The organism is Caulobacter sp. Root1472, from assembly GCF_001426985.1.
In the GTDB taxonomy this organism is placed as follows: domain Bacteria; phylum Pseudomonadota; class Alphaproteobacteria; order Caulobacterales; family Caulobacteraceae; genus Caulobacter; species Caulobacter rhizosphaerae.
In genome coordinates this window covers 16,071-38,920 of record NZ_LMFX01000027.1, presented here as the reverse complement: position 1 = coordinate 38,920, position 22,850 = coordinate 16,071, and the positions used below count along the sequence as shown (strand labels likewise).

The 22,850-nt window shown below is 69.4% G+C and carries 21 protein-coding genes; 11 read left to right on the top strand and 10 right to left on the bottom strand.

Annotation, left to right across the window (positions count from 1 at the left end; translation table 11 throughout):
• Positions 1-4: 4 nt before the first annotated feature.
• Positions 5-184 carry a hypothetical protein gene (locus tag ASD47_RS17875; protein ID WP_056759424.1) on the bottom strand — a complete coding sequence of 60 codons (180 nt, stop codon included), beginning with the start codon at positions 182-184 and terminating at the stop codon, positions 5-7.
• Positions 185-349: 165 nt separating this feature from the next.
• On the opposite strand from ASD47_RS17875, the gene ASD47_RS17870 reads away from it, so the two are divergent.
• Positions 350-1,075, top strand: coding sequence for a thioredoxin family protein (locus ASD47_RS17870; protein ID WP_056759421.1), 726 nt, complete (start codon positions 350-352; stop codon positions 1,073-1,075).
• 164 nt (positions 1,076-1,239) lie between these two features.
• Complete coding sequence (gene uvrA / locus ASD47_RS17865; RefSeq protein WP_056759419.1) at positions 1,240-4,149, top strand: excinuclease ABC subunit UvrA; 2,910 nt, start codon at positions 1,240-1,242, stop codon at positions 4,147-4,149.
• Positions 4,150-4,192: 43 nt separating this feature from the next.
• Here uvrA and ASD47_RS17860 read toward each other — a convergent pair whose 3' ends face one another.
• The 4 genes from ASD47_RS17860 to ASD47_RS17845 form a co-directional block, all read right to left on the bottom strand.
• Positions 4,193-5,131: a hypothetical protein gene (locus ASD47_RS17860; RefSeq protein ID WP_056759417.1), complete on the bottom strand. Its 939-nt coding sequence runs from the start codon at positions 5,129-5,131 to the stop codon at positions 4,193-4,195.
• 91 nt (positions 5,132-5,222) lie between these two features.
• The gene (locus tag ASD47_RS17855; protein WP_056759415.1) at positions 5,223-6,080 is read right to left on the bottom strand and encodes a hypothetical protein; all 858 of its coding nucleotides are present in this window, start codon (positions 6,078-6,080) and stop codon (positions 5,223-5,225) included.
• Between the two features lie 8 nt (positions 6,081-6,088).
• Positions 6,089-6,964: a hypothetical protein gene (locus ASD47_RS17850; RefSeq protein ID WP_056759413.1), complete on the bottom strand. Its 876-nt coding sequence runs from the start codon at positions 6,962-6,964 to the stop codon at positions 6,089-6,091.
• A gap of 12 nt (positions 6,965-6,976) precedes the next feature.
• On the bottom strand, positions 6,977-7,897 hold the full coding sequence (locus ASD47_RS17845) for a hypothetical protein (protein ID WP_056759436.1): 921 nt from the start codon (positions 7,895-7,897) through the stop codon (positions 6,977-6,979).
• Positions 7,898-8,041: 144 nt separating this feature from the next.
• On the opposite strand from ASD47_RS17845, the gene ASD47_RS17840 reads away from it, so the two are divergent.
• Complete coding sequence (locus ASD47_RS17840; RefSeq protein ID WP_056759411.1) at positions 8,042-8,656, top strand: glutathione S-transferase family protein; 615 nt, start codon at positions 8,042-8,044, stop codon at positions 8,654-8,656.
• Here the strand turns inward: ASD47_RS17840 and ASD47_RS17835 are convergent.
• From ASD47_RS17835 to ASD47_RS17825, 3 genes are all read right to left on the bottom strand, one after another.
• The gene (locus ASD47_RS17835) at positions 8,653-9,522 is read right to left on the bottom strand and encodes a hypothetical protein (protein ID WP_056759409.1); all 870 of its coding nucleotides are present in this window, start codon (positions 9,520-9,522) and stop codon (positions 8,653-8,655) included. The genes ASD47_RS17840 and ASD47_RS17835 overlap by 4 nt on opposite strands.
• Entirely contained in the window at positions 9,519-10,307 is a 789-nt protein-coding gene (locus ASD47_RS17830; RefSeq protein ID WP_056759407.1) for a hypothetical protein, read from the bottom strand. Before ASD47_RS17830 ends, ASD47_RS17835 begins: the two co-directional genes overlap by 4 nt.
• A 148-nt stretch (positions 10,308-10,455) precedes the next feature.
• On the bottom strand, positions 10,456-11,409 hold the full coding sequence (locus tag ASD47_RS17825) for a hypothetical protein (RefSeq protein ID WP_056759404.1): 954 nt from the start codon (positions 11,407-11,409) through the stop codon (positions 10,456-10,458).
• Between the two features lie 80 nt (positions 11,410-11,489).
• Here ASD47_RS17825 and trmFO point away from each other — a divergent pair, with 80 nt between their 5' ends.
• Together trmFO and ASD47_RS17815 are read left to right on the top strand one after the other, a co-directional pair.
• A complete protein-coding gene (gene trmFO / locus ASD47_RS17820; RefSeq protein WP_056759402.1) occupies positions 11,490-12,965 on the top strand; it encodes a methylenetetrahydrofolate--tRNA-(uracil(54)-C(5))-methyltransferase (FADH(2)-oxidizing) TrmFO in 1,476 nt (491 codons plus the stop codon).
• Between the two features lie 136 nt (positions 12,966-13,101).
• Positions 13,102-14,193 (top strand): mechanosensitive ion channel family protein, encoded by a 1,092-nt coding sequence (locus ASD47_RS17815; RefSeq protein WP_056759400.1) that lies wholly within the window; start codon positions 13,102-13,104, stop codon positions 14,191-14,193.
• Here ASD47_RS17815 and ASD47_RS17810 read toward each other — a convergent pair.
• On the bottom strand, positions 14,183-15,049 hold the full coding sequence (locus ASD47_RS17810; protein WP_056759398.1) for a DUF1206 domain-containing protein: 867 nt from the start codon (positions 15,047-15,049) through the stop codon (positions 14,183-14,185). The two genes, ASD47_RS17815 and ASD47_RS17810, sit on opposite strands and share 11 nt — an antisense overlap.
• 280 nt (positions 15,050-15,329) lie before the next feature.
• Between ASD47_RS17810 and ASD47_RS17805 the strand changes: the two genes are divergently transcribed.
• The 6 genes from ASD47_RS17805 (at position 15,330) to ASD47_RS17780 (ending at position 21,595) form a co-directional block, all read left to right on the top strand.
• Positions 15,330-16,634, top strand: a complete 1,305-nt coding sequence (locus ASD47_RS17805; protein WP_056759396.1) for an allantoate amidohydrolase — start codon at positions 15,330-15,332, stop codon at positions 16,632-16,634.
• A gap of 31 nt (positions 16,635-16,665) precedes the next feature.
• Positions 16,666-17,961 (top strand): alanine--glyoxylate aminotransferase family protein, encoded by a 1,296-nt coding sequence (locus tag ASD47_RS17800; RefSeq protein WP_369800319.1) that lies wholly within the window; start codon positions 16,666-16,668, stop codon positions 17,959-17,961.
• Between the two features lie 133 nt (positions 17,962-18,094).
• A complete protein-coding gene (gene puuE / locus ASD47_RS17795; protein ID WP_056759392.1) occupies positions 18,095-19,009 on the top strand; it encodes an allantoinase PuuE in 915 nt (304 codons plus the stop codon).
• The gene (gene uraD / locus ASD47_RS17790) at positions 19,006-19,527 is read left to right on the top strand and encodes a 2-oxo-4-hydroxy-4-carboxy-5-ureidoimidazoline decarboxylase (RefSeq protein WP_056759389.1); all 522 of its coding nucleotides are present in this window, start codon (positions 19,006-19,008) and stop codon (positions 19,525-19,527) included. Before puuE ends, uraD begins: the two co-directional genes overlap by 4 nt.
• 212 nt (positions 19,528-19,739) lie before the next feature.
• Entirely contained in the window at positions 19,740-20,924 is a 1,185-nt protein-coding gene (locus ASD47_RS17785) for a urate hydroxylase PuuD (RefSeq protein WP_056759387.1), read from the top strand.
• Positions 20,921-21,595 carry a TetR/AcrR family transcriptional regulator gene (locus ASD47_RS17780; RefSeq protein WP_156402305.1) on the top strand — a complete coding sequence of 225 codons (675 nt, stop codon included), beginning with the start codon at positions 20,921-20,923 and terminating at the stop codon, positions 21,593-21,595. Before ASD47_RS17785 ends, ASD47_RS17780 begins: the two co-directional genes overlap by 4 nt.
• Positions 21,596-21,744: 149 nt before the next feature.
• On the opposite strand, the gene ASD47_RS17775 is transcribed toward ASD47_RS17780, so the two are convergent.
• On the bottom strand, positions 21,745-22,692 hold the full coding sequence (locus tag ASD47_RS17775) for an acetamidase/formamidase family protein (protein WP_056759384.1): 948 nt from the start codon (positions 22,690-22,692) through the stop codon (positions 21,745-21,747).
• Between the last annotated feature and the right edge of the window lie 158 nt (positions 22,693-22,850).

The following is a 22,850-nucleotide window of genomic DNA, read 5'->3' as shown; positions in this document are numbered from 1 at the left end:
ACCGTCAGAAGCTCAGGACGCCCAGGTCGACGATGATCTTGAAGGCCCAGATCGTGCAGGCGACGCAGACGGCCAGGGTGATGACGTCGTCGATCTCTGAGCGCTGGCGAGCGGCCTTGGCGGCCTTGCCGGACTTGCTCTTGGCCGGCGCCTTCGCATCGTTTTTCGCCGCCGTCTTGGCCACGCCCGTCGTCCCCCTTCGGCGCGCCCGACGCGCGATCCGTCCGGACATAGACGCCATGGGTGCTGAAGGTCGCCCTTCCAAAGGCGGTTTATTGTTCGTGAACGCCGTAACCTTCGGCCGCCCCGACGCGAACTGAACCCTCGAGATCAACGAGGAACGCGGCCAATGACCCGGACAATGATGCGCAGGACGGCCTGGGCCAGCCTGGCGGCCGGCGCGGCCCTGGCGGCCGCCGTGGGCGCCTGGTCGATGTCCGGCGCGGGCGGCACGGCCCAGCGGCCGGTGGTGCTGGAACTGTTCCAGAGCCAGGGCTGCTCGTCCTGCCCGCCGGCCAACGCCAACCTCAACGCCATCGTCGACCGGCCGGACGTGCTGGCCCTGAGTTTCGGCGTCACCTACTGGGACCAACTCGGTTGGAAGGACACCTTCGCCAAGCCGGCCTACACCGACCGACAAAAGGCCTACGCACGCGGTTTGGGCGCCCAGCTGGGCACGCCGCAGATGGTGATCGAAGGTCGCGAGGACCTGATCGGCACGAACGCCCGCGACCTGGACCTGGCCCTTCGCCGGGCCCGCCCGACGATGGACGCCACCGTGGCCCTGTCGCGTGGCCGGGTCGAGATCGGGGCGGGCCAGGCGCCCAAGGCCGGCGCCGACGTTTGGCTGGTGCGCTACGATCCCCGCGTGCGGCAGGTGGCCATCCAGCGCGGGGAGAACAACGGCAAGACCCTGCCCCACCGCGACGTGGTCGTGGAGCTGACCCGCCTGGGCGGCTGGACCGGCGCTCCGGTCGGCTTCGCCGCCAAGCCGCCCGCCGACCCCGTCCTTCGCACGGCGGTGCTGGTCCAGGCCAGGAACGGCGGCCCGATCCTGGCGGCGGCGCGGCTCTGAGGCGTCGCTGAACCCCTGCTGACATCTGATGTCAGCAGTCTGCCGCCACGTGCCGCCATCGCGACATTTGTTCGCACCTTGTTCTTGTGTTAATCGGCGTTCCGGGCCCTACATATAGCCGTCTCGCCGTGGCTCCCCTCACGGCCTCACGCGTTCCGGAAAACATGGCTGAACAACTGAACTTCATCCGCGTGCGCGGCGCGCGGGAGCACAATCTCAAGGACGTCAGCGTCGACATCCCGCGGGGCGAGCTCGTCGTGCTGACCGGCCTCTCCGGCTCGGGCAAGAGTTCGCTGGCGTTCGACACCATCTACGCCGAGGGCCAGCGCCGCTATGTCGAGAGCCTCTCGGCTTACGCACGCCAGTTCCTGGAACTGATGAGCAAGCCGGACGTGGACCTGATCGAGGGCCTGTCGCCGGCCATCTCGATCGAGCAGAAGACCACCTCGCGCAACCCGCGCTCGACGGTGGGCACGGTCACCGAGATCCACGACTACATGCGCCTGTTGTGGGCGCGGGTCGGGGTGCCCTATTCGCCGGCCACCGGCCTGCCGATCGAGAGCCAGACCATCAGCCAGATGGTCGACAAGATCACCGCCCTGCCCGAAGGCACGCGCCTCTACCTGCTGGCCCCCGTGGTCCGCGACCGCAAGGGCGAATACCGCAAGGAGATCGCCGAGTGGCAGAAGGCCGGCTTCCAGCGGCTGAAGATCGACGGCGAGTTCTATCCGATCGAGGACGCCCCGGTCCTGGACAAGAAGTTCAAGCACGACATCGACGTGGTCGTGGACCGCATCGTCACCAAGGCCGGCATGGAGCAGCGGCTGGCCGACTCGATCGAGCAGGCCCTGCGCCTGGCCGACGGCCTCGCGGTCGCCGAATGGGCCAATGTCGAGGAAGGCGAGAAGGAGCCGCGCCGGCTGCTGTTCTCCGAACGCTTCGCCTGCCCGGTCAGCGGCTTCACGATCGCCGAGATCGAGCCGCGCCTGTTCTCGTTCAACAACCCGGCGGGCGCCTGCCCGGCCTGCGACGGCCTGGGCGCCAAGCTCGCCTTCGACGCCGACCTCGTGGTGCCAGATAAGGATAAGTCGCTTCACAAGGGCGCGGTGGCGCCGTGGGCCAAGGGGCCTTCGCCGCTCTACACCCAGACCCTGCAGGCCCTGGCCCGCCACTACGGCTTCTCGATGGACGAGCCCTGGCACAAGCTGCCGGAGAGCGCGCGGCAGGTGGTGCTGCAGGGCTCCAAGGGCGAGAAGATCAAGTTCACTTATGACGACAACGCCCGCAAGTACGAGGTGGCCAAGCCTTTCGAGGGCGTGCTGCCGAACCTGGAGCGCCGCTGGCGCGAGACCGACAGCAGCTGGGTGCGCGAGGAACTGGGCCGCTACCAGTCCGACACCCCCTGCGAGGTCTGCCACGGCAAGCGCCTGAAGCCCGAGGCCCTGGCGGTCAAGATTCACGGCCAGGACATCGCCGCCGTCTCGAACCTGGCCATCCGTCCGGCCCGCGACTGGTTCACGGCGCTGGAGGGCCACCTCTCCGACAAGCAGATGGAGATCGCCCGGCGGATCCTGAAGGAGATCAACGACCGCCTGCGGTTCCTGGTCGACGTGGGACTGGACTACCTGAACCTGTCGCGCGGCTCGGGCACCCTGTCGGGCGGCGAGAGCCAGCGCATCCGCCTGGCCAGCCAGATCGGCTCGGGCCTGACCGGCGTGCTCTATGTGCTGGACGAGCCGTCGATCGGCCTGCACCAGCGCGACAACACCCGCCTGCTGCAGTCGCTGCAGGGCCTGCGCGACCTGGGCAATTCAGTCCTCGTCGTCGAGCACGACGAGGAGGCCATCCTCACCGCCGACTATGTGATCGACATGGGTCCGGCCGCCGGCGTGCACGGCGGCGAGATCGTCGCCGAGGGCAAGCCGGCCGACATCATGGCCAACCCCAGAAGCGTCACCGGCCAGTACCTGACCGGCGTGCGCGAGATCGAGGTGCCCGAACAACGCCGCCCGATCAGCAAGAAGAAGATGCTGAGGGTCGTCGGCGCCAAGGGCAACAATCTGAAGGACGTCACCGGCGAGATCCCCGTCGGCACCTTCACCTGCATCACCGGCGTGTCGGGCGGCGGCAAGTCGACCTTCACGATCGAGACCCTGTACAAGGCCGCCGCGCGTCGCCTGAACAACGCCAGCGACGCCCCGGCCACGCACGAGCGGATCGAGGGGCTGGAGAACTTCGACAAGGTTATCGACATCGATCAGTCGCCGATCGGCCGCACCCCGCGCTCGAACCCGGCCACCTATACCGGCGCCTTCGGCCCGATCCGCGACTGGTTCGCCCAGCTGCCGGAGAGCAAGGCTCGTGGCTACGGCCCCGGCCGCTTCAGCTTCAACGTCAAGGGCGGCCGCTGCGAGGCCTGCCAGGGCGACGGCTTGATCAAGATCGAGATGCACTTCCTGCCCGACGTCTACGTCACCTGCGACGTCTGCAAGGGCCAGCGCTACAACCGCGAGACCCTGGACATCCTGTTCAAGGGCAAGACCATCGCCGACGTGCTGGACATGACGGTCGAGGAGGCCGCCGACTTCTTCAAGGCCGTGCCGCCGATCCGCGACAAGATGGAGACGCTCAAGCGGGTGGGCCTCAGCTACATCAAGGTCGGCCAGCAGGCCACGACCCTGTCCGGTGGTGAAGCGCAACGGGTGAAGCTGTCGAAAGAGCTCAGCAAGCGCGCCACCGGCCGCACGCTGTACATCCTCGACGAGCCGACCACCGGCCTGCACTTCGAGGACACCAAGAAGCTGCTGGAAGTGCTGCATGAGCTGGTCGACCAGGGCAACACCGTGGTGGTCATCGAGCATAACCTCGACGTCGTGAAGACCGCCGACTGGCTGCTGGACTTCGGTCCGGAGGGCGGCGACGGCGGCGGCGAGATCGTCGCCGTGGGCTCGCCCCAGGACGTGGCCAAGGTCGAGGCCAGCTGGACCGGCCGCTATCTGAAGGACGTGCTGGCTCGCCACGAGGAGCGGCGGCTGGAACGCGTGGCGGCCCTGAAGGCGGCCAAGCGGGCCTGAGCCCGTCGGGGCGAGGCGGCTAACCGCTTCGCTCCGGCCAGGACTAGCTGAACACCTCGGCCTGGTTTTCCGGCCGGGTCTCGGCGATTTCCCGATAAACGGCGGCGGCGGGGGCGTACATCACCGCGTTCAGCACCCCGCCCATGGCGCCGGCCAACACCAGATAGACGATCCGCGCCGGATTGAAATAGGCCGCCACCGAGGTCATGTCGGGCTGGGCGATCTCGCCCATCGCCCGGCCGACATCGCCCCCGGAAAAGGCGAAGGTGACGGCGAAGTACAGCGTCATCATCACCATGTAGATCGGCAGCATCAGCACCACGGCCAGGCCGTAGCAGCCCAGCAACCGCCAGAAGCGTCCCTTGGTCAGCCGCCAGGACTCGAACACTCGCAGGCGGCGTTCGGCGAAGGTCATGACGCCGGCCAGCGAGAGCCGGACCGCGAAGAACACCAGGCCGGCGATGACCAGCATATAACCGAGCAGCACCACCAGGACGATGCCGACCATGGCTCCGGCGTTGGGCTCGGCCCCGGCTTGCCCCAGGCTGGCGCCGACGCCGATCGCCACGCCCAACAGGCCCACGGGGATGGCCAGGGCGATGGTCAGGACCGTGAACACCACCCCCATGATCACCGACAACAGCACCAGCCGCAACTCGTCGCCGCCCAGCCGCAGCCGGGTCAGCGGCGACTCCGCCGGCCGTAGGATCGCCCGGTAGACGCCCGCGCCCATGATCGAGGCGATCAGGATCGCCCCGCCGATCGCGATCACCTCACCGACGAGGAAGCCCGTCAGCGCCTCCGTCGTCATGGTCCCCTGGGTCGACGCGCCCATGAAGCGGCCAAAGCCGGACGCGATCATCGCCGCTGTCAACGCCACGCCGGCGGCCAGGCTGAAGACCGCCCAAATCGCGATCGTCCTGGGCTCGCGTCGGATCAGCCGGAAGCCCTCGAACGCGGCTTCCGTCACCTTGAACTGCATCTAAACCCCCTCGAAACCTGAGACGCATCCTTGCGTTGCGCGCGCCGGATGGCAAGCGTTCGAGCCCAGGGTGAGCGACTTGGCCTTGGGCTCAATCAAATACCGCGCCCTGGTCGACGGGATCGCCTTTCAGGCAGCGGTAGGCATGGCCGATCGGCGCTACCAGCACCGCGACCGCCAGGGCATGGACCATCGCGCCCAGCGCCCTGGCCGCCATCGCCGCGGGTCCGAACGCCGCATTCAAGGCCGCTGACAGGGAGGGCGACTTCAACACCGGCGGCGAGGCGGTCCCCATCGCGCCGATCAGCAGGTCGCGAGCCCACGCGCCCGCCCCTTCGATCGCCATGGAGATCAGCAGGGCCGCAAGAAAGATCACCGCCAAGCCGACGTGGCGGCCATGGCTCAGCGTGAGGGCGCTTCCGAGGCGCAGGCGTCGATCAGCGACCGTCATCGGCGCGGCCAGGGCCAGACGCCCGCCCAGCAGCGTCAGGACCACCGCAGTCGATCCGGTCGTGTAAGGCAAGACGGACGGGCTGGCTGCATGGGTCGCCAGCAGCAGGTAGCTCAAGGCGCCGACTGCCGAGGAGAGCAGCAGCCACACCAGGGTCAGCGGCAAGACGAGCCCAAGCAGACGCAACTCGACGCCGCCGAACCTCGGCCAGGCGGCGTGGCGGTCCTTGGGATGGATCGTCGCACGAAGGATCGCGGCGCAGGTCACGGTGGTCATCACTATGTTCAAGGCGAAGCCGGCGAGCCCGAGCCGCACGGCGACGATCGTCAGGCCGCGCCCCGAATCGACCGCCTGCCAGGCCCAGACCTGGAAACCGGCCATGATCGTTCCGCCAACGGCGAACACGAACGCCCATGACAGCGCCGCCGCAGGTCGGCCGGCGACAAGCCGGAGCCCTGACAGAATGGCGGCGCGCCAAGGCAGTTTCGCCGGGGTCATGACCGCTCCTAGTCGAACACGGCGGCTTGGTCGTCGGATCGGTGACTGCCAAGGTCGCGATAGATGGCCGCCGCTGGCGCGTAGAGGACCGCGGCCGCGACGGCGCCCAGGGCGGCGGTGACGATCGTGAAACCCAACCGAACGGGCGAGAACACGTCCGCCAGCGAACGGTTGTGTAGCAGAACGGCAGGCGAGACGTCGGCCCGCGCTACGCCGAGGACCAGGCCATACAGCGTGTTCGAGGCGCTGAACGCCAACGCGGCGCCCAGCAGGAGGGGTAGGTGGACCGCGAGGATCTTCCAGAAATGGCCCCGGCTCATGCCCAAGGCGGCGCGAACGCTCCATCGTCCCTCCGCCAAGGCCATCGGCGCGGCCAGGGACAGACGCACCAGCACGAACAGCCAGGCGACCAGGATGCTCAGGGCGCTGATCGTCCCAACGAGCCCGGAGGTCAGCGCCTGGTGCTTGGGCATCAAGGTCGAAAGCAGGAAGGACGGGATGACCGCCAGGATGCTCAGCGGCAACAGCAGCGTCCACTGCGCCAGCCAGACCAGGGTCAGCCGGATTTCGTCGGCCCCGAAGCGCATGCGGCTCCGCGCCTCGCCTTGCGGCCGCAACACGGCGCGATAGACCGCGGCCGAGAAGATCGCCATGGCGACGGTGGCGAGAACGGCTCGGACCAGGCCGGTGATCGGCGCGATCCAGGTCCCGAAATAACCCGCCGCGCGAAGGCCTTCGGCGCGCACGTCGAGCATCTGGTCGGCTAGGCCGAACACCAGTCCGACCAGGCTCCAGACCAGCAGCAAGCCCGGCTCGCGGCGCAGGACGCCGAAACCCGCCAGCGCGGCGGCCGACCAGGAAAACTCCGCCTCCGTGCCCCTCAAGGTTTTGTCGCCCTAGCCGAACGTTTCGCCGACGTCGCGCCCCTTCAGCTGGGCGTAGATGGTCGGGGCCGGGGCGAAGACGATCAGCGAGACCAGCACCGACATCAGGCCCGACAGCAGCGAACGGACGACGCCGGACACCGAGAACAGCTCGGCCAGGGTGGTGGCCTCGCCATGCAGGGCGTCGCCGGCCGCCGCCAGGCCGCCGCCCGTGGCCATGCCGGCGATCGCGCCAACGGCGGCGATCATCACGAACAGCAGCAGATAGACCACCACCGCCAGGACGGTGGCGATCAGATAGGTTCCGAACAGCTGCCAGAACCGGCCGCGGGTCATGTCCCACGAGGCGCGCAAATCGATGCGGCGGGTGTCGAACGCCAGGGTGCTGACGAACGACAGGCGCACCGACAGCAAGACCAGGCCGGCCAGCAGAGCCACGCCCGACAGCAGGCCCAGGAGCACGCCCAGGCCCGCCCCGCCGATCGCGCCGCCGATCGTCCCCAGCAGCGCCACGATGACCACGCCAACGAAATAGGCGCCGAACAGCACCAGGTAGAGCAGCACCTGAACCGCGGCTTGCCGCAGTTCGTCCCCGCCCAGGCGCAGATAGGCTCCCGCGCCGTCCTGCGGCCGCAGAATCAGGCGGTTGACCGCCGCCATCAGCACCGAATTGGTCACCAGCACGTAGAGCATCGAGCCGACGAACAGGGGCCACAGGCCGCTCATCGCCGCCAGGGTGGTTTGCGGGTCCGGGTCGCCTTCCACGGCCGTGGTCAGGGCGGTCAGCTTGTCGCCGAAGGTCGAGACCGCGAAGATCGCGACGATGAAGGACAGGATCGCCATGATGCCGGCCCAGACGGCCACCGCCCTGGGCTTCTCGCGCGCCGCCCGAAAGCCGGCCAGAGCCGCGTCCGTGGCCGAAAACTGATCCATCGCCATGCCCCGTTTTATCTCGACCACGCCTAACAAGGTTCGCGGCCGGGCGACAGCCCCGCCAGCTGTTTCCGCTGTCCAAACGCCGCGGCCAATTCTAACGTTCGTTTGAAGCGCCGGAACAGGCCGTACCAGGAGGATGTCGTGAAGCTGTATGGCGAGGCCAATCCCGCGCCCAATCCGCGTAGGGTGCGCATCTTCGCGGCGGAGAAGGGACTGGACCTGCCGGAGATTCGCATCGGCCTGCGCCAGGGCGGCCACAAGTCGCCCGAGCACAAGGCGCGCAACAGCTTGGGCCAGGTTCCGGTGCTGGAGCTGGAGGACGGCCAGACGATCAGCGAGAGCGTCGCCATCTGCCGCTACCTGGAAGCCCTGCACCCGACGCCGCCGCTGTTCGGGACCTGCGCCCTGAGCCAGGCGCGCACCGACATGTGGGTCCGTCGCATCGAGTTCCAGCTGATGATCCCGGTCGCCATGTACTGGCGCCACGCCCATCCGCTGACCGCCTCGCTGCTGGTCCAGAACCGCGCGTTCGGCGAGTCCAACCGGCCGGTCGCGGCCAAGGCCATGGGCTGGCTGGACCGCGAACTGGCCGACGGCCGCCAGTGGATCGCCGGCGACACGTTCGGCATGGCCGACATCGTCGCCCTGACCACGATCGACTTCGCCGGCTTCATCGGCCTGGATGTCCCCGACGAGGCCGAGCGGCTGAAGGGCTGGCGGGAACGGGCGTCGGCCCGCCCCAGCGCGGCGGCCTAGGCCGCCGCCGGCGCCAGCTCGCTTTCGTGCAGGTCGTAATAGGCCCGCGCCGGGGCGGCCGTCAGGATCACCATCTGGACGGTGAAGAAGAACGGCGCCAGCAGCATGGTGGCCAGGCCGGACAGGGCCAGCATGATCGTGTTGGTGATGCCGCCGGAGAAGGTCAGGATCAGTCCCGAAACCAGGGTCTGCGCCACGCTGACCAGAATGGTCAGCACCACCGCCAGGAAGTACATGCCCAGCAGCCGCCAGAAATGGTGGTCGGTCAGGGCCCACGTCCGACGCAGCGACAGCTTGCCCTCGGCGAAGGTGATGATCGACAGCAGGGACAGGCGAATGCCGAACCAGATCGACAGGCCCGCCACGGCGATGGCCCCCAGCACCTCGACCCAGCGGTTGGTCTCGACCGCGCCCAGGCTGATCAGGCCGGCGCCGATCAGCACCAGCACGGCGCTGGGCAGGGCGGTGACGACCAGGGCCACGATCCAGCCGACCAGGGCGACGACGAACTGGCGCGCCTCCTCGCGGCCCACGCGCAGATAGGCCAGCCGTCGTTCCTGCGGCCGCACCACGGCTCGCATGATCGCCACGCTGATCACCGACTGCAGGGCCACGGCGAAGGCGATCAGCGGCAGCAGCGTGCCCTTGCGCCGGGCGACGATGTCGATCAGCTCGCGCAGGTCGTTGGTCCGGGCCAGCAGCGCCAGGTCGGTCCGCACCGTGCCGCCGAAGGCGAAGGCGACCACCAGGCCCAGCAAGATCAGCATGGCGAAGTAGCAGGCGGCCCAGGCCAGCACGACCAGCGGCTTGCGCTGGGTGATGCGAACGCCCTCGAGCGCGGCTTGGACGGGCGAGAAGGTGGTCATGTCCGGAGGGTTCCAGGAGGCGGGGCGGGCTGCACGCGATAGACGTCGACCAGGGCCGCGGTCCAGACGGGGATGAGATAGAAGAACACCAGGGCGACGCTGACCAGCTCGGGAACCAGCGTGCCCTCCGCGAAACCGGCGATGGCCCGCAGATAGCCGATCAGCACCACCAGGATGATCGCCGGCGCGGCCAGCACGGCCCCGGCCGCCGCCAGCACCAGCACCGCGCCGCGCGAGCGCCCGAAGGCGCTGAGCACCTGGATGCGGCCCAGATCCACGGTGGCGGCGGGGGCCAGGGACAGCCTCAGGAACAGCCAGACCATGATGGCCATCGACAGCAACGGCGGCAGGCTGGCGGCCAGGGTCCCCGGACCGCCGAGCGCGGCCCGCCAGGCGTCGACCGAGGTGATGTCCAGGCCCGGCGCGTTGCTCTTGGCCACGCCCACCACCACCGCGCCGACCAGCACCAACAGCACGGCCATGACGACGGTCAGGATCACGGTGACCAGGACCTGGACCGCCAGCAGCCGCCATTCCACGGCGCCCCAGCGCAAGCCCTGGAAGCCGGCGGGCCCGTCGAACGCGTGTCGGTACAGGGCGCCGTAGGCGACGGTCGTCGCCGCCAGCTCCAGCGGCAGGCCGAGGAAGGCCACGCCCGGGGCGCGGGGCAGCAGGCCCAGGACCGCGCCCGCGACCAGCGCCGCCCAGCAGGTCCGCAGAGCCGGCGCCCATCCCGCCATTCCGGCGCGAACGGTCCGCCCGATCGCCGCCGATCCCTCAGCCATGAAACCCTCGCTCGACCGCGCCCCGCGCGAACCCCTCGAATCCAAGGAGTCATAAGCGGTTCGCCCCCGCCTTGGCGACGAGTCGCAACGGGTGTCACGCTGAATTTCGCCGCCCGTGGCTCTGGCGCCGCGCGGAGGCGTCGCCGTGTCAGGCTTTGCCCGCGCCGGAGGCCGCCAGCTCCTGATAGGCCTTGGCCCACGGTGCGTAGACCAGGGCCATGGCGAAGGCGCCCAGAAACGACAGCACGACGGTCCCAATCGCGGCGATCCCCCAGAACGCGTGCAGCCAGGCCTGCGGCGGCTGGCCCTGCAAGCTCTCGACCGTGGCCTTGATCCCCGCCCAGGACCCGAAGGCCGCCAGGCCGAGCACCGCGTAGAGCACCAGTTCCAGCCCGATCAGGATCAGCAGCAGCAGGGCCGCCATGCCCAGCAGCCGGCCGTTTTGGCCGCGGGTGAAGCGCCACGATTCGAACAGCAGGAACTTGTTCTCGACGAAGCTCATCGGCCCCGCCATCGACAGGCGCAGGAGACCCCAGACCAGCACCGCGATCCCGGCCAGGATCACCAGGGCGATCAGCAGGCCGGCGACCAGCTTGCCGGCGTCTCCCGCCGCCGAACCGACCAGGAACAGGATCAGACCCAGGATCAGGCCAATGAACACCACGGCGAAATAGGCCATCATGAACAGCACGCCCTGGACCAGGGTCACCAGCCCCAGCCACAGCTCCGGCATGCCCAGGCGCAGATAGGCCCAGCGCTTCTGGTCCGGCTGGAGCACGGCGCGGAACACCGCTCCGGCCACCACCCCCTTGACCAGCGCGCCGCCGACCCAGCTGATCACGTTCACGCCCATCATGCTGCCCTGCAGCTGCATCATCCGCGCCATCATCGCGGACTCGTCCGCGGCCGAAGGCGACGACGCCGGAGCCGGCATCGTCTTGATCATTTCGATGAACTGCGGCGCCAGCGTCCACATCAAGGCGACCATCGGCCCGACCAGCGTCACCAGGATCACCAGCCCCCAGGCCAGCACCGCCAGGGGCGCCCGCCCGATCACCCCGAACCCGGCCGCCGCCGCGCCCGTCGCCGAAAACCTCGCCATGCCCGTCCCCGCAACCTTGAGTCTCGGCCCAACCTACACGCAGGTTTCGCCGGCTGGCCAGCGGAGGTATGAGGGCGGCCATGAGCACCTCCCCTTCTTCTTCGTCTTCTTCTCCGTCTTCCGCCGCCCCCGTCCATGTCGTCGGCGGCGGCCTGGCTGGATCCGAGGCCGCCTGGCAGATCGCCCAGGCCGGCGTGCCCGTCGTCCTGCATGAAATGCGGCGCGACCTGCCCGACCCGTCCTCAAGCAGCGAAGCGGTAGGGCAAGTAAAAATCCGCACCGACGCCCACCAGACCGACGGCCTGGCCGAGATGGTCTGCTCCAACTCCTTCCGCTCCGACGACTGGCAGTTCAACGCCGTGGGCCTGCTGCACGCCGAGATGCGCAGGCTGGACTCGCTGATCCTCTCGGCCGCCGACCAGCACCAGGTGCCGGCCGGCGGGGCCCTGGCGGTCGACCGCGACGGCTTCTCGGCCGAGGTCACCCGCCGCATTGAGGCTCATCCGCTGATCACCATCGTCCGCGAGGAGGTCGCCGGCCTGCCGCCGGCCGATTGGGACAACGTCGTGGTGGCCACCGGTCCCCTCACCTCGCCGGCCCTGGCCGACGCCATCCTCGAGCTCAGCGGCGAAGGCCAGCTCAGCTTTTTCGACGCTATCGCCCCGATCATCCACGTCGAGTCGATCGACATGGACATCGCCTGGCGCCAGTCGCGCTACGACAAGGAAGGCCCCGGCGGTGACGCGGCGGCCTACATCAACTGCCCGATGGACAAGGCCCAGTACGAGGCCTTCATCGACGCCTTGCTCGAAGGCCCCAAGGCCGAGTTCAAGGACTGGGAGCACGTGCCCTATTTCGACGGCTGCCTGCCGATCGAGGTGATGGCCGAGCGCGGCCGCGAGACGCTGCGCCACGGTCCCATGAAGCCGGTCGGCCTGACCAACCCGCGCGACCCCACGGTCAAGGCCTACGCCATCGTCCAGTTGCGCCAGGACAACGCCCTGGGCACGCTGTGGAACATGGTGGGCTTCCAGACCAAGCTGAAGCACGGCGCCCAGGCCGAGGTGTTCCGGATGATCCCGGGTCTGCAGAACGCCCAGTTCGCCCGGCTGGGCGGCCTGCACCGGAACACCTTCATCAACAGCCCGCGCCTGCTGGATCGCAGCCTGCGGATGAAGGCGGCCCCGCGCCTGCGCTTCGCCGGCCAGATGACCGGGGTCGAGGGCTATGTCGAAAGCGCCGCCACCGGCCTGCTGGCGGGGCGCTTCGCCGCCGCCGAGCGCCTGGGCCGGACGCTGGACGCCCCGCCGCCGACCACCGCGCTCGGCGCCCTGGTCGACCACGTGACCGGCGGCCACCTGGAGGGCGGTCCCGAGGGCAAGGCCAGCTTCCAGCCGATGAACATCAACTACGGCCTGCTGCCGCCGCTGGAGGCGCCCAAGGTTGACGAGAACGGCGTCAAGATCCCACTGAAGGAACGCGGCCGCGCCAAGAAGCGGCTGATGAGCCTGCGGGCGCTGGCGGATCTGGACGCGTGGGTGAGCGGGGCGGCCTAGGCCCCCTCAGTCGCTCCGCGACAGCTCCCCCAGAGGGGGGAGCATCTACTCGGATTAGATCCTCCCGCTCTGGGGCGGCCCGGAGGGCCGGAGGGGCTCTTTGGAGCCCTCTGCGTTCCCGCACGTTCAAAGGCCCATGTCCGCCTCCCCTCCCTGGCTCACGGACCTGGCGCTGCGCCTGGCCTGGGCGCCGCCGTGGGCGATCAGCCTGGCCCTGGTCGCTGTCGCCGTGCTGCTGGCGCTGGCCGCGCACTTTGTCCTGGTCCGGATCGTCCGCCGCTCGCTGTCCAGGGACGCCTTCTGGTCGGCCCTGGCCGTGCGCACGCGACGGCCGACCCGGATGGCGTTCATCGTCGCCGCCCTCAGCCTGGCCGCCTCGATCGCGCCCCTGACCACCGGCCAGGCCGCCGGCGCCAAGCACCTGCTGCTGATCCTGTTCATCGTGCTGGTGGGCTGGATCGTGCTGACCGCCCTGGACATCGGCGCGGCGCTCTACATGCGGCGCTTCAACGTCGACGTCGAAGACAACCTGCTGGCGCGGAAGCACCTGACCCAGGTCAAGATCCTGCGCCGAGCCTGCGCCGTGGTCATCGGCCTGGTCACGGTCGGTCTGGCCCTGATGACCATTCCGGGCGTGCGCCAGTGGGGCGTCAGCCTGCTGGCGGCCGGCGGCGCGGCCTCGCTGATCGTCGGCCTGGCCCTGCAGCCGCTGCTGACCAACCTGATCGCCGGCATCCAGATCGCCATCACCCAGCCGATCCGCATCGACGACGCCGTGATCGTCGACAAGGAGTGGGGCAATGTCGAGGAGATCAACGCCACCTATGTGGTGGTGCGGCTGTGGGACTGGCGGCGGATGGTGCTGCCGCTCAGCTACTTCATCCAGACGCCGTTCCAGAACTGGACGCGGGAATCGGCGGCCCTGATCGGCACGGCCATGCTCTATGTCGATCACGCCGCCCCGATCGACCGCCTGCGCGCCAAGCTGGAGGAGATCGCCAGGGGCTCGGCGCTGTGGGACGGCAAGGTGGTCAACCTGCAGGTTACCGACGTCACCGCCCAGGTGCTGGAGGTGCGCTGCCTGGTCAGCGCCCGCAGCGCGCCCAGAACCTTCGACCTGCGCTGCGAGGTCCGCGAGAAGATGATGGCCTTCCTGCGCGACGAGATCCCCGAGGCCCTGCCGAGGCAGCGTCTGGGCCTGGTGGAGACCCAACCGGTCACGGCGTAACCTCGGGCGGCGGGCGTATGCGCCGATATCGCGCCTCGACCAGGCCGAACAGTCCGAAGGCGATCAGGCCGGCGGCGACCAGGCACAAGGCCGCGTTGCCGAACGGCTGCCCTTCCAGCGCCTGCAGCGCGCCGCCCCAGCTGCGCGCCTCGCCGGCCCGGGCCTCGACGCCCGCGGTCACCAGGAAGACGCCCAGCGGCAGGCTGGCCAGGCCTCGCGCGCCGTAGCCGACCTTCGCCAGGGGCGCGACCCGCCGGCAGGTCCGTTCATCGCAGTTCAGGCGCTTGCCGAAATCCTGGACCAGGCCCTGGACGACATTGCCGATCCCGAACGCGATGACCACGAGGCCCGCGGCGATCAGCAAGGTGTCCCCATAGGGCAGGTCGAGAATGGTCCCGGCGGTGTGATGGGCCCTCTGCTCCTCGTCGAGCTCCCCGGCGTCCTCGAGTTCGTCCAACAGCTCGAAGGCCGACAGCGCCAGGCCGCCATAGACCAGGCCGCTGACCGCCTGGCCGATCCGCACCGCCCAGGCCTTGGGCGAACGCCCGTGGCGGTCGGCGTCGAACACCGCCTGCAGCACCCGCCAGGCCGCGAATCCCGCCAGGCCCGCGCCGATCCCGCCGATCAGCACGCCGCCTAACGGCCAGTCGGCCCAGGCGCGCATCAGGGCCTTGGCGCCCTTGGCCCTCGGCGTGAGGTCCAGCGCCGCCAACAGAACGATGGAGCCGAGCCCCAGATAGACCAGGCCCCGCGCGGCATAGCCGAGCCGCGACGCCAGCTCGATCGCCTTGGCCGCGTCGAGTCGCCGGACGCGCTTGGCCAGCTTTCGCGGCAGGACTCCCGGCGATGTCGACATGACTGCTGCCCCGCATGGTCAAACCTGGATGACCAACGGCGCGGCGAATGCTGGCGTTCCCCCTCGCGCGATCGGGCGGCTATTCTCCGCCAAGCCTGTCTTTCAGTAAGTAAGTGATTTATGACTTAGCTTCAGGCGCCGCCGGTTCGGTCTGGCGCTTGTCGAGGCATGTGCGCGGGAAGCCGTTCCGCGGCGCCGATCATCGCGGGCTTGGCGGCCCGTCGATGTTAAGGCCAGGATGTCACGAATGGCGTGGAACGGCAAAGGGGAGCCCCGCAGGGTGGCGGAAGCCTTCGAGATCGGCGACTTCGTGCCTGGCGCACGGGCCAAGACCCGGTGCGACCTGATGGGCGCGGCGCCCTATAGCGAAGCCGACGACATGCTGGTGCGCCGGTTCCTGACGCCGGCCCATGACGAGGCGCTCAAGACCTTGGCCTTCTGGATGGAGCAGGCCGGCATGACCGCCCGTCGCGACCGCGCCGGCAACCTGGTCGGCCGCTACGAGGGCGAGACGCCGGACGCCCCGGCCCTGCTGACCGGCTCGCACATCGACAGCGTCCGCAACGGCGGCCGCTACGACGGCGCGCTGGGCGTCATGCTGGGGATCGACGTGGTCGAGGTCCTGGCCCGCGCCGGCCGCCGCCTGCCGTTCGCGGTCGAGGTGATCGCGTTCGGCGACGAGGAAGGCTCGCGCTTTCCCGCCTCGATGACCTGCAGCCGCGCCGTCGCCGGAACCGTCAGCCCCAGCGTCATGGAGATGGCCGACGCCGACGGCGTCAGCCTGGCCGAGGCGTTCGCGGTCTTCGGCCTGGACCCCACGCGCCTGGAGGAGGCGGCCCGCGCGCCCGGCGAGATCTTCGCCTTCCTGGAAGCCCACATCGAGCAAGGCCCGGTGCTGGAGGCCGAGGGCCTGGCCCTGGGCGTGGTCACCGCCATCGCCGCCCAGAAGCGGCTGATGGTGCGGTTCACGGGCATGGCCGGCCACGCCGGCACGACGCCGATGAATTTGCGCAAGGATCCCGGCCCCGCCGCCGCCGAGGCGATCCTGGCCCTGGAGCGGATCTGCGGCGGCGGCGAGGACGGCCTGGTCGGCACCGTCGGCCGGATCACCGCCCTGCCTGGGGCCTTCAACGTCATTCCCGGTGCGATGGAATATTCGATGGACATCCGGGCCGAGGTCGCCGCCACGCGCGACGCCGCGGTCGAGGCCGTCACCGCCGAGATCGAGGCCATCGCCGCCCTGCGCGGGCTCGAAGCCTCGATCACCCTGATGCAGGACCTGGCCGCCAGCCCCTGCGATCCCGGACTGACCGCCCTGCTCGAAGACGCCGTCGCCGCCACCGGCCAGGCGCCGCGCCGCCTGCCCAGCGGGGCCGGCCACGACGCCATGGTCATCGCCGACCTCTGCCCCACCGCCATGCTGTTCATCCGCTGCGAGGGCGGGATCAGCCACAATCCGCGCGAGGCCGTGACCGAGGCCGACTGCGCCCTGGCCGCTCAGGCCATGCTGGGGTTCGTGGAGCGGCTCGCCGAAGATTTCGACGCCCTGCGTCCTTCGAGGCCGCTTCGCGGCGCCTCAGGATGAGGAGCGTTGTTGCTGATTTCCTCTTCCTGAGGTGCGAGCCGCAGGCGAGCCTCGAAGGACGCACGGCGTCCCCGAACCACCAATTGAAGCGCTCCAGATGACCACCACCCAGACCTTCGGCGAACTCGACCATCCCTCTCGGCTGCTGATGGGCCCCGGCCCGATCAACGTGCATCCGCGCGTGCTGCGGGCCATGTCGGTGCAGTTGCTGGGCCAGTTCGACCCGGAGTTCACCGGCTACATGAACGAGACCATGGCGCTGTACCGCCAGGTGTTCCAGACGCAGAACCGCTGGACCTTCCTGATCGACGGCACCTCGCGCGCCGCCATCGAGGCGGCCCTGGTCTCGGTGCTGGCGCCGGGCGACGACGTGGTGGTGGTCAACGCCGGACGCTTTGGCCTTCTGCTGTCGGAGATCGCCCAGCGCTGCGACGCCAAGGTGACCACGGTCGAGGGCGAATGGGGCAAGGTCGTCGATCCGCAGGCCGTGGAGGACGCGGTCAAGCGCGTGCGCCCGCGGCTGGTGGCTTGCGTGCACGGCGACACCTCCACCACCATGGCCCAGCCGATCGCGGCGATCGGCGAGATCTGCCAACGCTACGACGCCCTGCTCTATGTCGACGCCACCGCCACCATCGGCGGCATGAGCACGCCGGTCGACGCCTGGCGGGCCGACATCGTCACCGGCGGGCTGCAGAAGTGTCTGGGCGGGCCATCGGGCTCGGGCCCGATCACGATCTCGGACCGCGCCGCCGAGCACATCAACGGCCGCAAGCACGTCGAGGCCGGCATCGCCCCGGCCGGGACGGTCGCCGGCAACGGCCGCCGCATCGCCTCCAACTATTTCGACCTGGCGATGATCATGGACTACTGGTCCGACAAACGCCTGAACCACCACACCGAGGCCGCCTCGATGCTGTACGCGGCCCGCGAATGCGCCCGGGTGGTGCTGGAGGAGGGGCTGCAGGCCCGCTTCGCCCGCCACGCCCAGGCCGGGGCGGCGGTGGTGGCCGGGGTCGAGGCCATGGGCCTGAGCGTCTACGGCGACAAGGCCCACAAGATGACCAATGTCACCGCCGTGGTCATCCCGCCGGGCGTCGACGGCGACCGGGTGCGGACGCGCATGCGCACCGACTTCGAGATCGAGATCGGCACGGCCTTCGGGCCGCTGGCGGGCAAGGTCTGGCGGATCGGGGCGATGGGGGTGAACGCCCGCAAGCACGCTGTGCTGACGACCCTGGCGGCGCTGGAGGCGGTGCTGCGCGGTGAGGGTTATGGATTCACGGCCGGCGCCGGGGTGGATGCTGCACTGGGGATGTTCTCGTGAGCGCCCTGCCACTCCCCCCTCCGGCCCTCCGGGCCACCTCCCCCACGGGGGGAGGATCTACGCGGTGCGTCGGCCAACAGATGCTCCCCCTCTGGGGGAGCTGTCGCGGAGCGACTGAGGGGGCTTACGGCCGATGACCTACCCCCGCGACCTCATCGGCTACGGCGAAAACCCGCCCCATGCCCAGTGGCCGAACGGCGCCCGGATCGCCGTGCAGTTTGTCCTCAACTACGAGGAAGGCGCCGAGCGCTCCGTCCTGCACGGCGACTCGCAGGCCGAGCACTTCCTGTCGGAGATGGTCGGCGCCCAGCCGATCCCCGACGCTCGGCACATGGCGATGGAGAGCCTCTACGAATACGGCGCGCGGGCCGGTTTCTGGCGGATCCGCCGATTGTTCGAGGACTTCGGCCTACCGCTGACCGTCTTCGGCGTGGCCCAGGCCATGGCCCGCCACCCTGACGCCGTCGAAGCCATGCTGAAGTCCGGCTGGGAGGTCGCCACCCACGGCTATCGCTGGATCGACTACCAGCATTTCCCCGAGGCGCTGGAACGCGAGCACATCGCCCAGGCTATCGAGATCCACGAGGCCCTGACCGGCGAGCGACCGCTGGGCTGGTACCAGGGCCGCACCAGCCCCAACACCGCCCGGCTGATCGCCCAGGAAGGCGGCTTCGTCTACGACGCCGACAGCTACGCCGACGACCTGCCCTACTGGGACGACCAGCATGGCCGGCCGCAGCTGATCACGCCCTACACGCTGGACGCCAACGACATGCGCTTCGCCGCGCCCCAGGGCTTCAACAGCGGCGACCAGTTCTTCGCCTATCTGCGCGACACGTTCGACGCCCTCTACCTCGAAGGCGAGACCGCGCCGAAGATGATGAGCGTGGGCCTGCACTGCCGGATCGTCGGCAAGCCGGGCCGGATCATGGCCCTGCGCCGCTTCCTCGAGCACGTCACCGCCCACGACAAGGTCTGGGTGGCCAGGCGCATCGACATCGCGCGGCACTGGATCGCGACCCACCCCTACAAGGCATCCGCCCAATGAGCGCCCCGCCCCTGACCCTGGCCGACCTGAACCGGATGAACCGCACCGGCTTCGCCACCACGCTCGGCTTCGCCTTCGAGCTGTCGCCCTGGGTCGTCAAGCGCGCCTATGACGCCGCGCCATTCGACAGCGTCGAGGCCCTGCACGCCGCCACCATGGCCGTGCTGGACGCCGCGCCCGAGGACGAGCGCCTGGCCCTGATCCGCGCCCACCCCGAACTGGCCGGCAAGGCGGCGATCGCCAAGACCCTGACCGCCGAGAGCAACGCCGAACAGGCCAGCGCCGGCCTGAACCGACTGACGCCGGAGGAGTTCGAGCGCTTCCACGTCCTGAACGCCGCCTATCGCCAGCGCTTCGGCTTTCCGTTCATCATCGCCGTACGGCTGAACGACAAGACCGCGATCCTGGCGGCCATGCAGGCGCGGCTGGAGAACGACCAGGCCGCCGAGGTCGCCGAGGCGATCGCGCAGATCGGCCTGATCTCCAAGCTTCGGCTGCAAGACGCGGTGACCGGATGAGCCGCTCCGAACGACCATCGCCCCCAAAACGCTCGTCATCCCGGGCCTTGTGCCCGGGACCCCTGGTTCAGCTGACGGCGCAGCGCCTTGGCGCGCTGGCGCGCCACATCTCCGCACTTGCGGCGGACGGAGGGGTCCCGGGCACGGGGCCCGGGATGACGGTCGGGAGGGGGATGACGACGGTTGAAGTTTCGGCCTGGGGGACCTTGTAGTTGGAATACGATCTGACCACCTGGCTGAACCTGTCCCTGCGCTGGCTGCACGTGATCGCCGGCGTCGCCTGGATCGGCGCCTCGTTCTACTTCGTCTGGCTGGACAACAACCTGCGCCCGCCCGTCCCCGAGAAGGACGGCGTGAAGGGCGAGCTGTGGGCCGTGCACGGCGGCGGCTTCTACCATTCGCAGAAGTACATGACGGCCCCGGCGCACATGCCCGACCACCTGCACTGGTTCAAATGGGAGGCCTACACCACCTGGCTGTCGGGCTTCGCCCTGCTGATCGTGCTCTACTATGTCGGCGCCCCGGTCTACCTGATCGACGCCAGCAAGCACGCCTTCAGCCAGGCCGGCGCCATCGCCACGGGCCTGGCCTTCATCTTCGGCGGCTTGGCTGTCTACGAAGGCCTGTGCCGCTCGCCGCTGGGCGCCAGGCCGCGCCTGTTCGGCGTCGTCTGGTTCCTGACGCTGACGGCGGCGGCCTGGGCCCTGACCCGGCTCTTCTCCGACCGTGGTGCCTTCATCCATGTCGGCGCGATCATCGGCACCTGCATGGTCGGCAACGTGTTCCTGGTGATCATCCCCAACCAGCGCAAGATCGTCGCCGACATGCTGGCCGGCCGTCCCGTCGACCCGCGCCTGGGGGCCATGGGCAAGCAGCGCTCGGTGCACAACACCCATATGACCCTGCCGGTCATCTTCATCATGATCAGCAACCACTATCCGGCGGTCACCGGCCACCACCTGGCCTGGCTGCTGCTGGCCTTGATCAGCGCGGGCGGCGTGTCGATCCGCTACTTCTTCATCCTGCGCCACCATGGGGTCATCAAGCCCGACTACCTGATCCTGGGAGCGTTCCTGATCTTCAGCGTCAGCATGATCGCCAGCCTCAAGTCCAAGGCGCCCGAGACGGTTTCAAACGTGCCCTTCCCCGTGGCCCAGGCCATCGTCCAGAGGCATTGCGTGATGTGCCATTCGGCCACCCCGACCCACAAGGGCTTCACCGCCCCGCCCAACGGCGCGGCCTTCGACACCCCGGCCGGCATGGCGCGCTATGCGGGCAAGATCCGCGAGCGCGCGGTCGAGACGACCAGCATGCCGCTCGGAAACGAGACTCACATTACCGATGCCGAGCGCGCCCAGCTGGGCGCCTGGATCAAGGCGGGAGCGAAGACGCAGTGACCACCCTGGTAGAGACGCCATCGGCCGAACCGACCGACGACGCCGCTCCGGCGCCCCGCAAACGCAACGCCGAGCGGACGCGCAAGGCGATCCTGACCGCGGCGCTGCGGGAGTTCTCCCAGGCGGGCTACGCCGGCGCGCGGATCGAGAAGATCGTCAAGGCCGCCAAGTGCAACATCCGCATGCTCTACCACTACTTCGGCGACAAGAAGGGCTTGTACCTGGCGGTGCTGGAGGCCGCCTACGAGGACCTGCGTGGCCGCGAAGCCGAGCTGGAGATCGACTTCGACCGGCCGCTGGAGGGCTTCCTGGCCCTGCAGCGCTTCACCTCCGACTATTTCGAGAAGAACCCGCGCATCGACGGCCTGCTGCGCAACGAGAACCTGCTGCAGGGCAAGTTCGTGGCTCAGTCGCGCAAGGTCACCGAGACAGCCTTTCCGCTACGCCGGACCATCGAGCGGCTGATCGACAGCGGCCAGAAGCAGGGGATCTTTCGCGACAACCTCGACTGGGCCCAGATCTACGTGACCATCGCGGCCATGAGCCGCTTCCACCTGGCCAACGGCTACTCGCTGTCGGTGACGCTGGACACCGACATGAGCAAGCCGGAATGGCGACGGGCCCGGCTGGCGCATGCGCTGGAACTGCTGGAGGGGTATCTGCGGAAGTAGGTGCGGCGAATACTTGCCCCTACGGGTCGCTTCGCGACCGTCTTCCCCCACAGGGGGAAGAGGATCGGTGCGCGAGCGTCCTCCGCCCCCTATGGGGGCGGGCAGACGGCGAAGCCGTCAGGTGGGGGCAAGTGGGTGAGCCTCTGAACTCAAAACAACACCCCCTTCTCCAGCATGCCATGCACGCCCTTCTCGCCGTTGACCGTCTGGGTCACGCGGAAGTCCACGGCCAGCGAGCAAAACTGATAGGCCTGCACGCGCGTCAGCGAAGACCGCGCGACGATCAGCTCGATCATGGCCCGCAGCGCCTGCTTCATCGCCAGGTCCAGGTCCTCGTTGAAGCCGAACGTCAGGTAGTGGGTCGGGCTCTGGGCGCTCGGCCAAGTCCGGACGCCGACGTCGGCGGCCTTGTGCAGGACGAAGGTGAAGGTCCCGGTCAGGCCCATCTCCAGCGCGTTGACGCAGACCTCGCCATCGCCCTGGCGGCCGTGGCCGTCGCCGGCCGAGAAGTTGGCGCCCGGAACCCAGACCGGCAGGAACAGGGTCGAGCCGGCGACCAGCTCCTTGCAGTCCATGTTGCCGCCGTGCTCGCGCGGCTCGCGGCTGGACAGGCGTCCGTAGCGGGGCGGCGGCGCGACGCCGGTGGTGCCGAAGAACGGGCGCAGCGGCAGGGTCGGGCCCCAGCTTGGCTTGCAGGTCCCCGCCGCGGCGTCGACCGCGATGTGGCTGACATAGCGCTCGGGAAACTCGTCCGGCAGGGTCCCGGCCAGCGGCCGGACGGCGCAATAGCCCCAGACGTTGTTCGGCTCGATGGCCTCGATCCGCACCTCCAGCGTGTCGCCCGGCTCGGCCCCCGCGATCGCCACCGGGCCGGTCAGGATGTGCGGGCCGATGCGCTCCAGTTTAGCGTCGTGGATCGCCTGCAGGGCGGGCGGGATCACCAGGCCGGAGTCCGGCGCCGGCATCACCTCGGGACCGCCCGACACGCAGTCGATCACCACCGTGTCGCCCGGCGCGACCGTCAGCACCGGGGCGAAGGCCGCGTCGAAGATCCCGAAGCGCACGGTGTCCGGGGTCGAGGCCAGGTGATGCCGCATGAAGTAAGTCCTCTATTACCAGAACCCAGTTGGCGCGCGGCCGGCCCGCCGCCCTAGCCTCGACCGCCGCATGGCCTGGCGAAGCGCGCCGGCGCCCATCCGGCGGGCAGCCCCGCCGTCGGCATGGCGCGGACATGGGCGTCGGCGCGTTCCGGGGT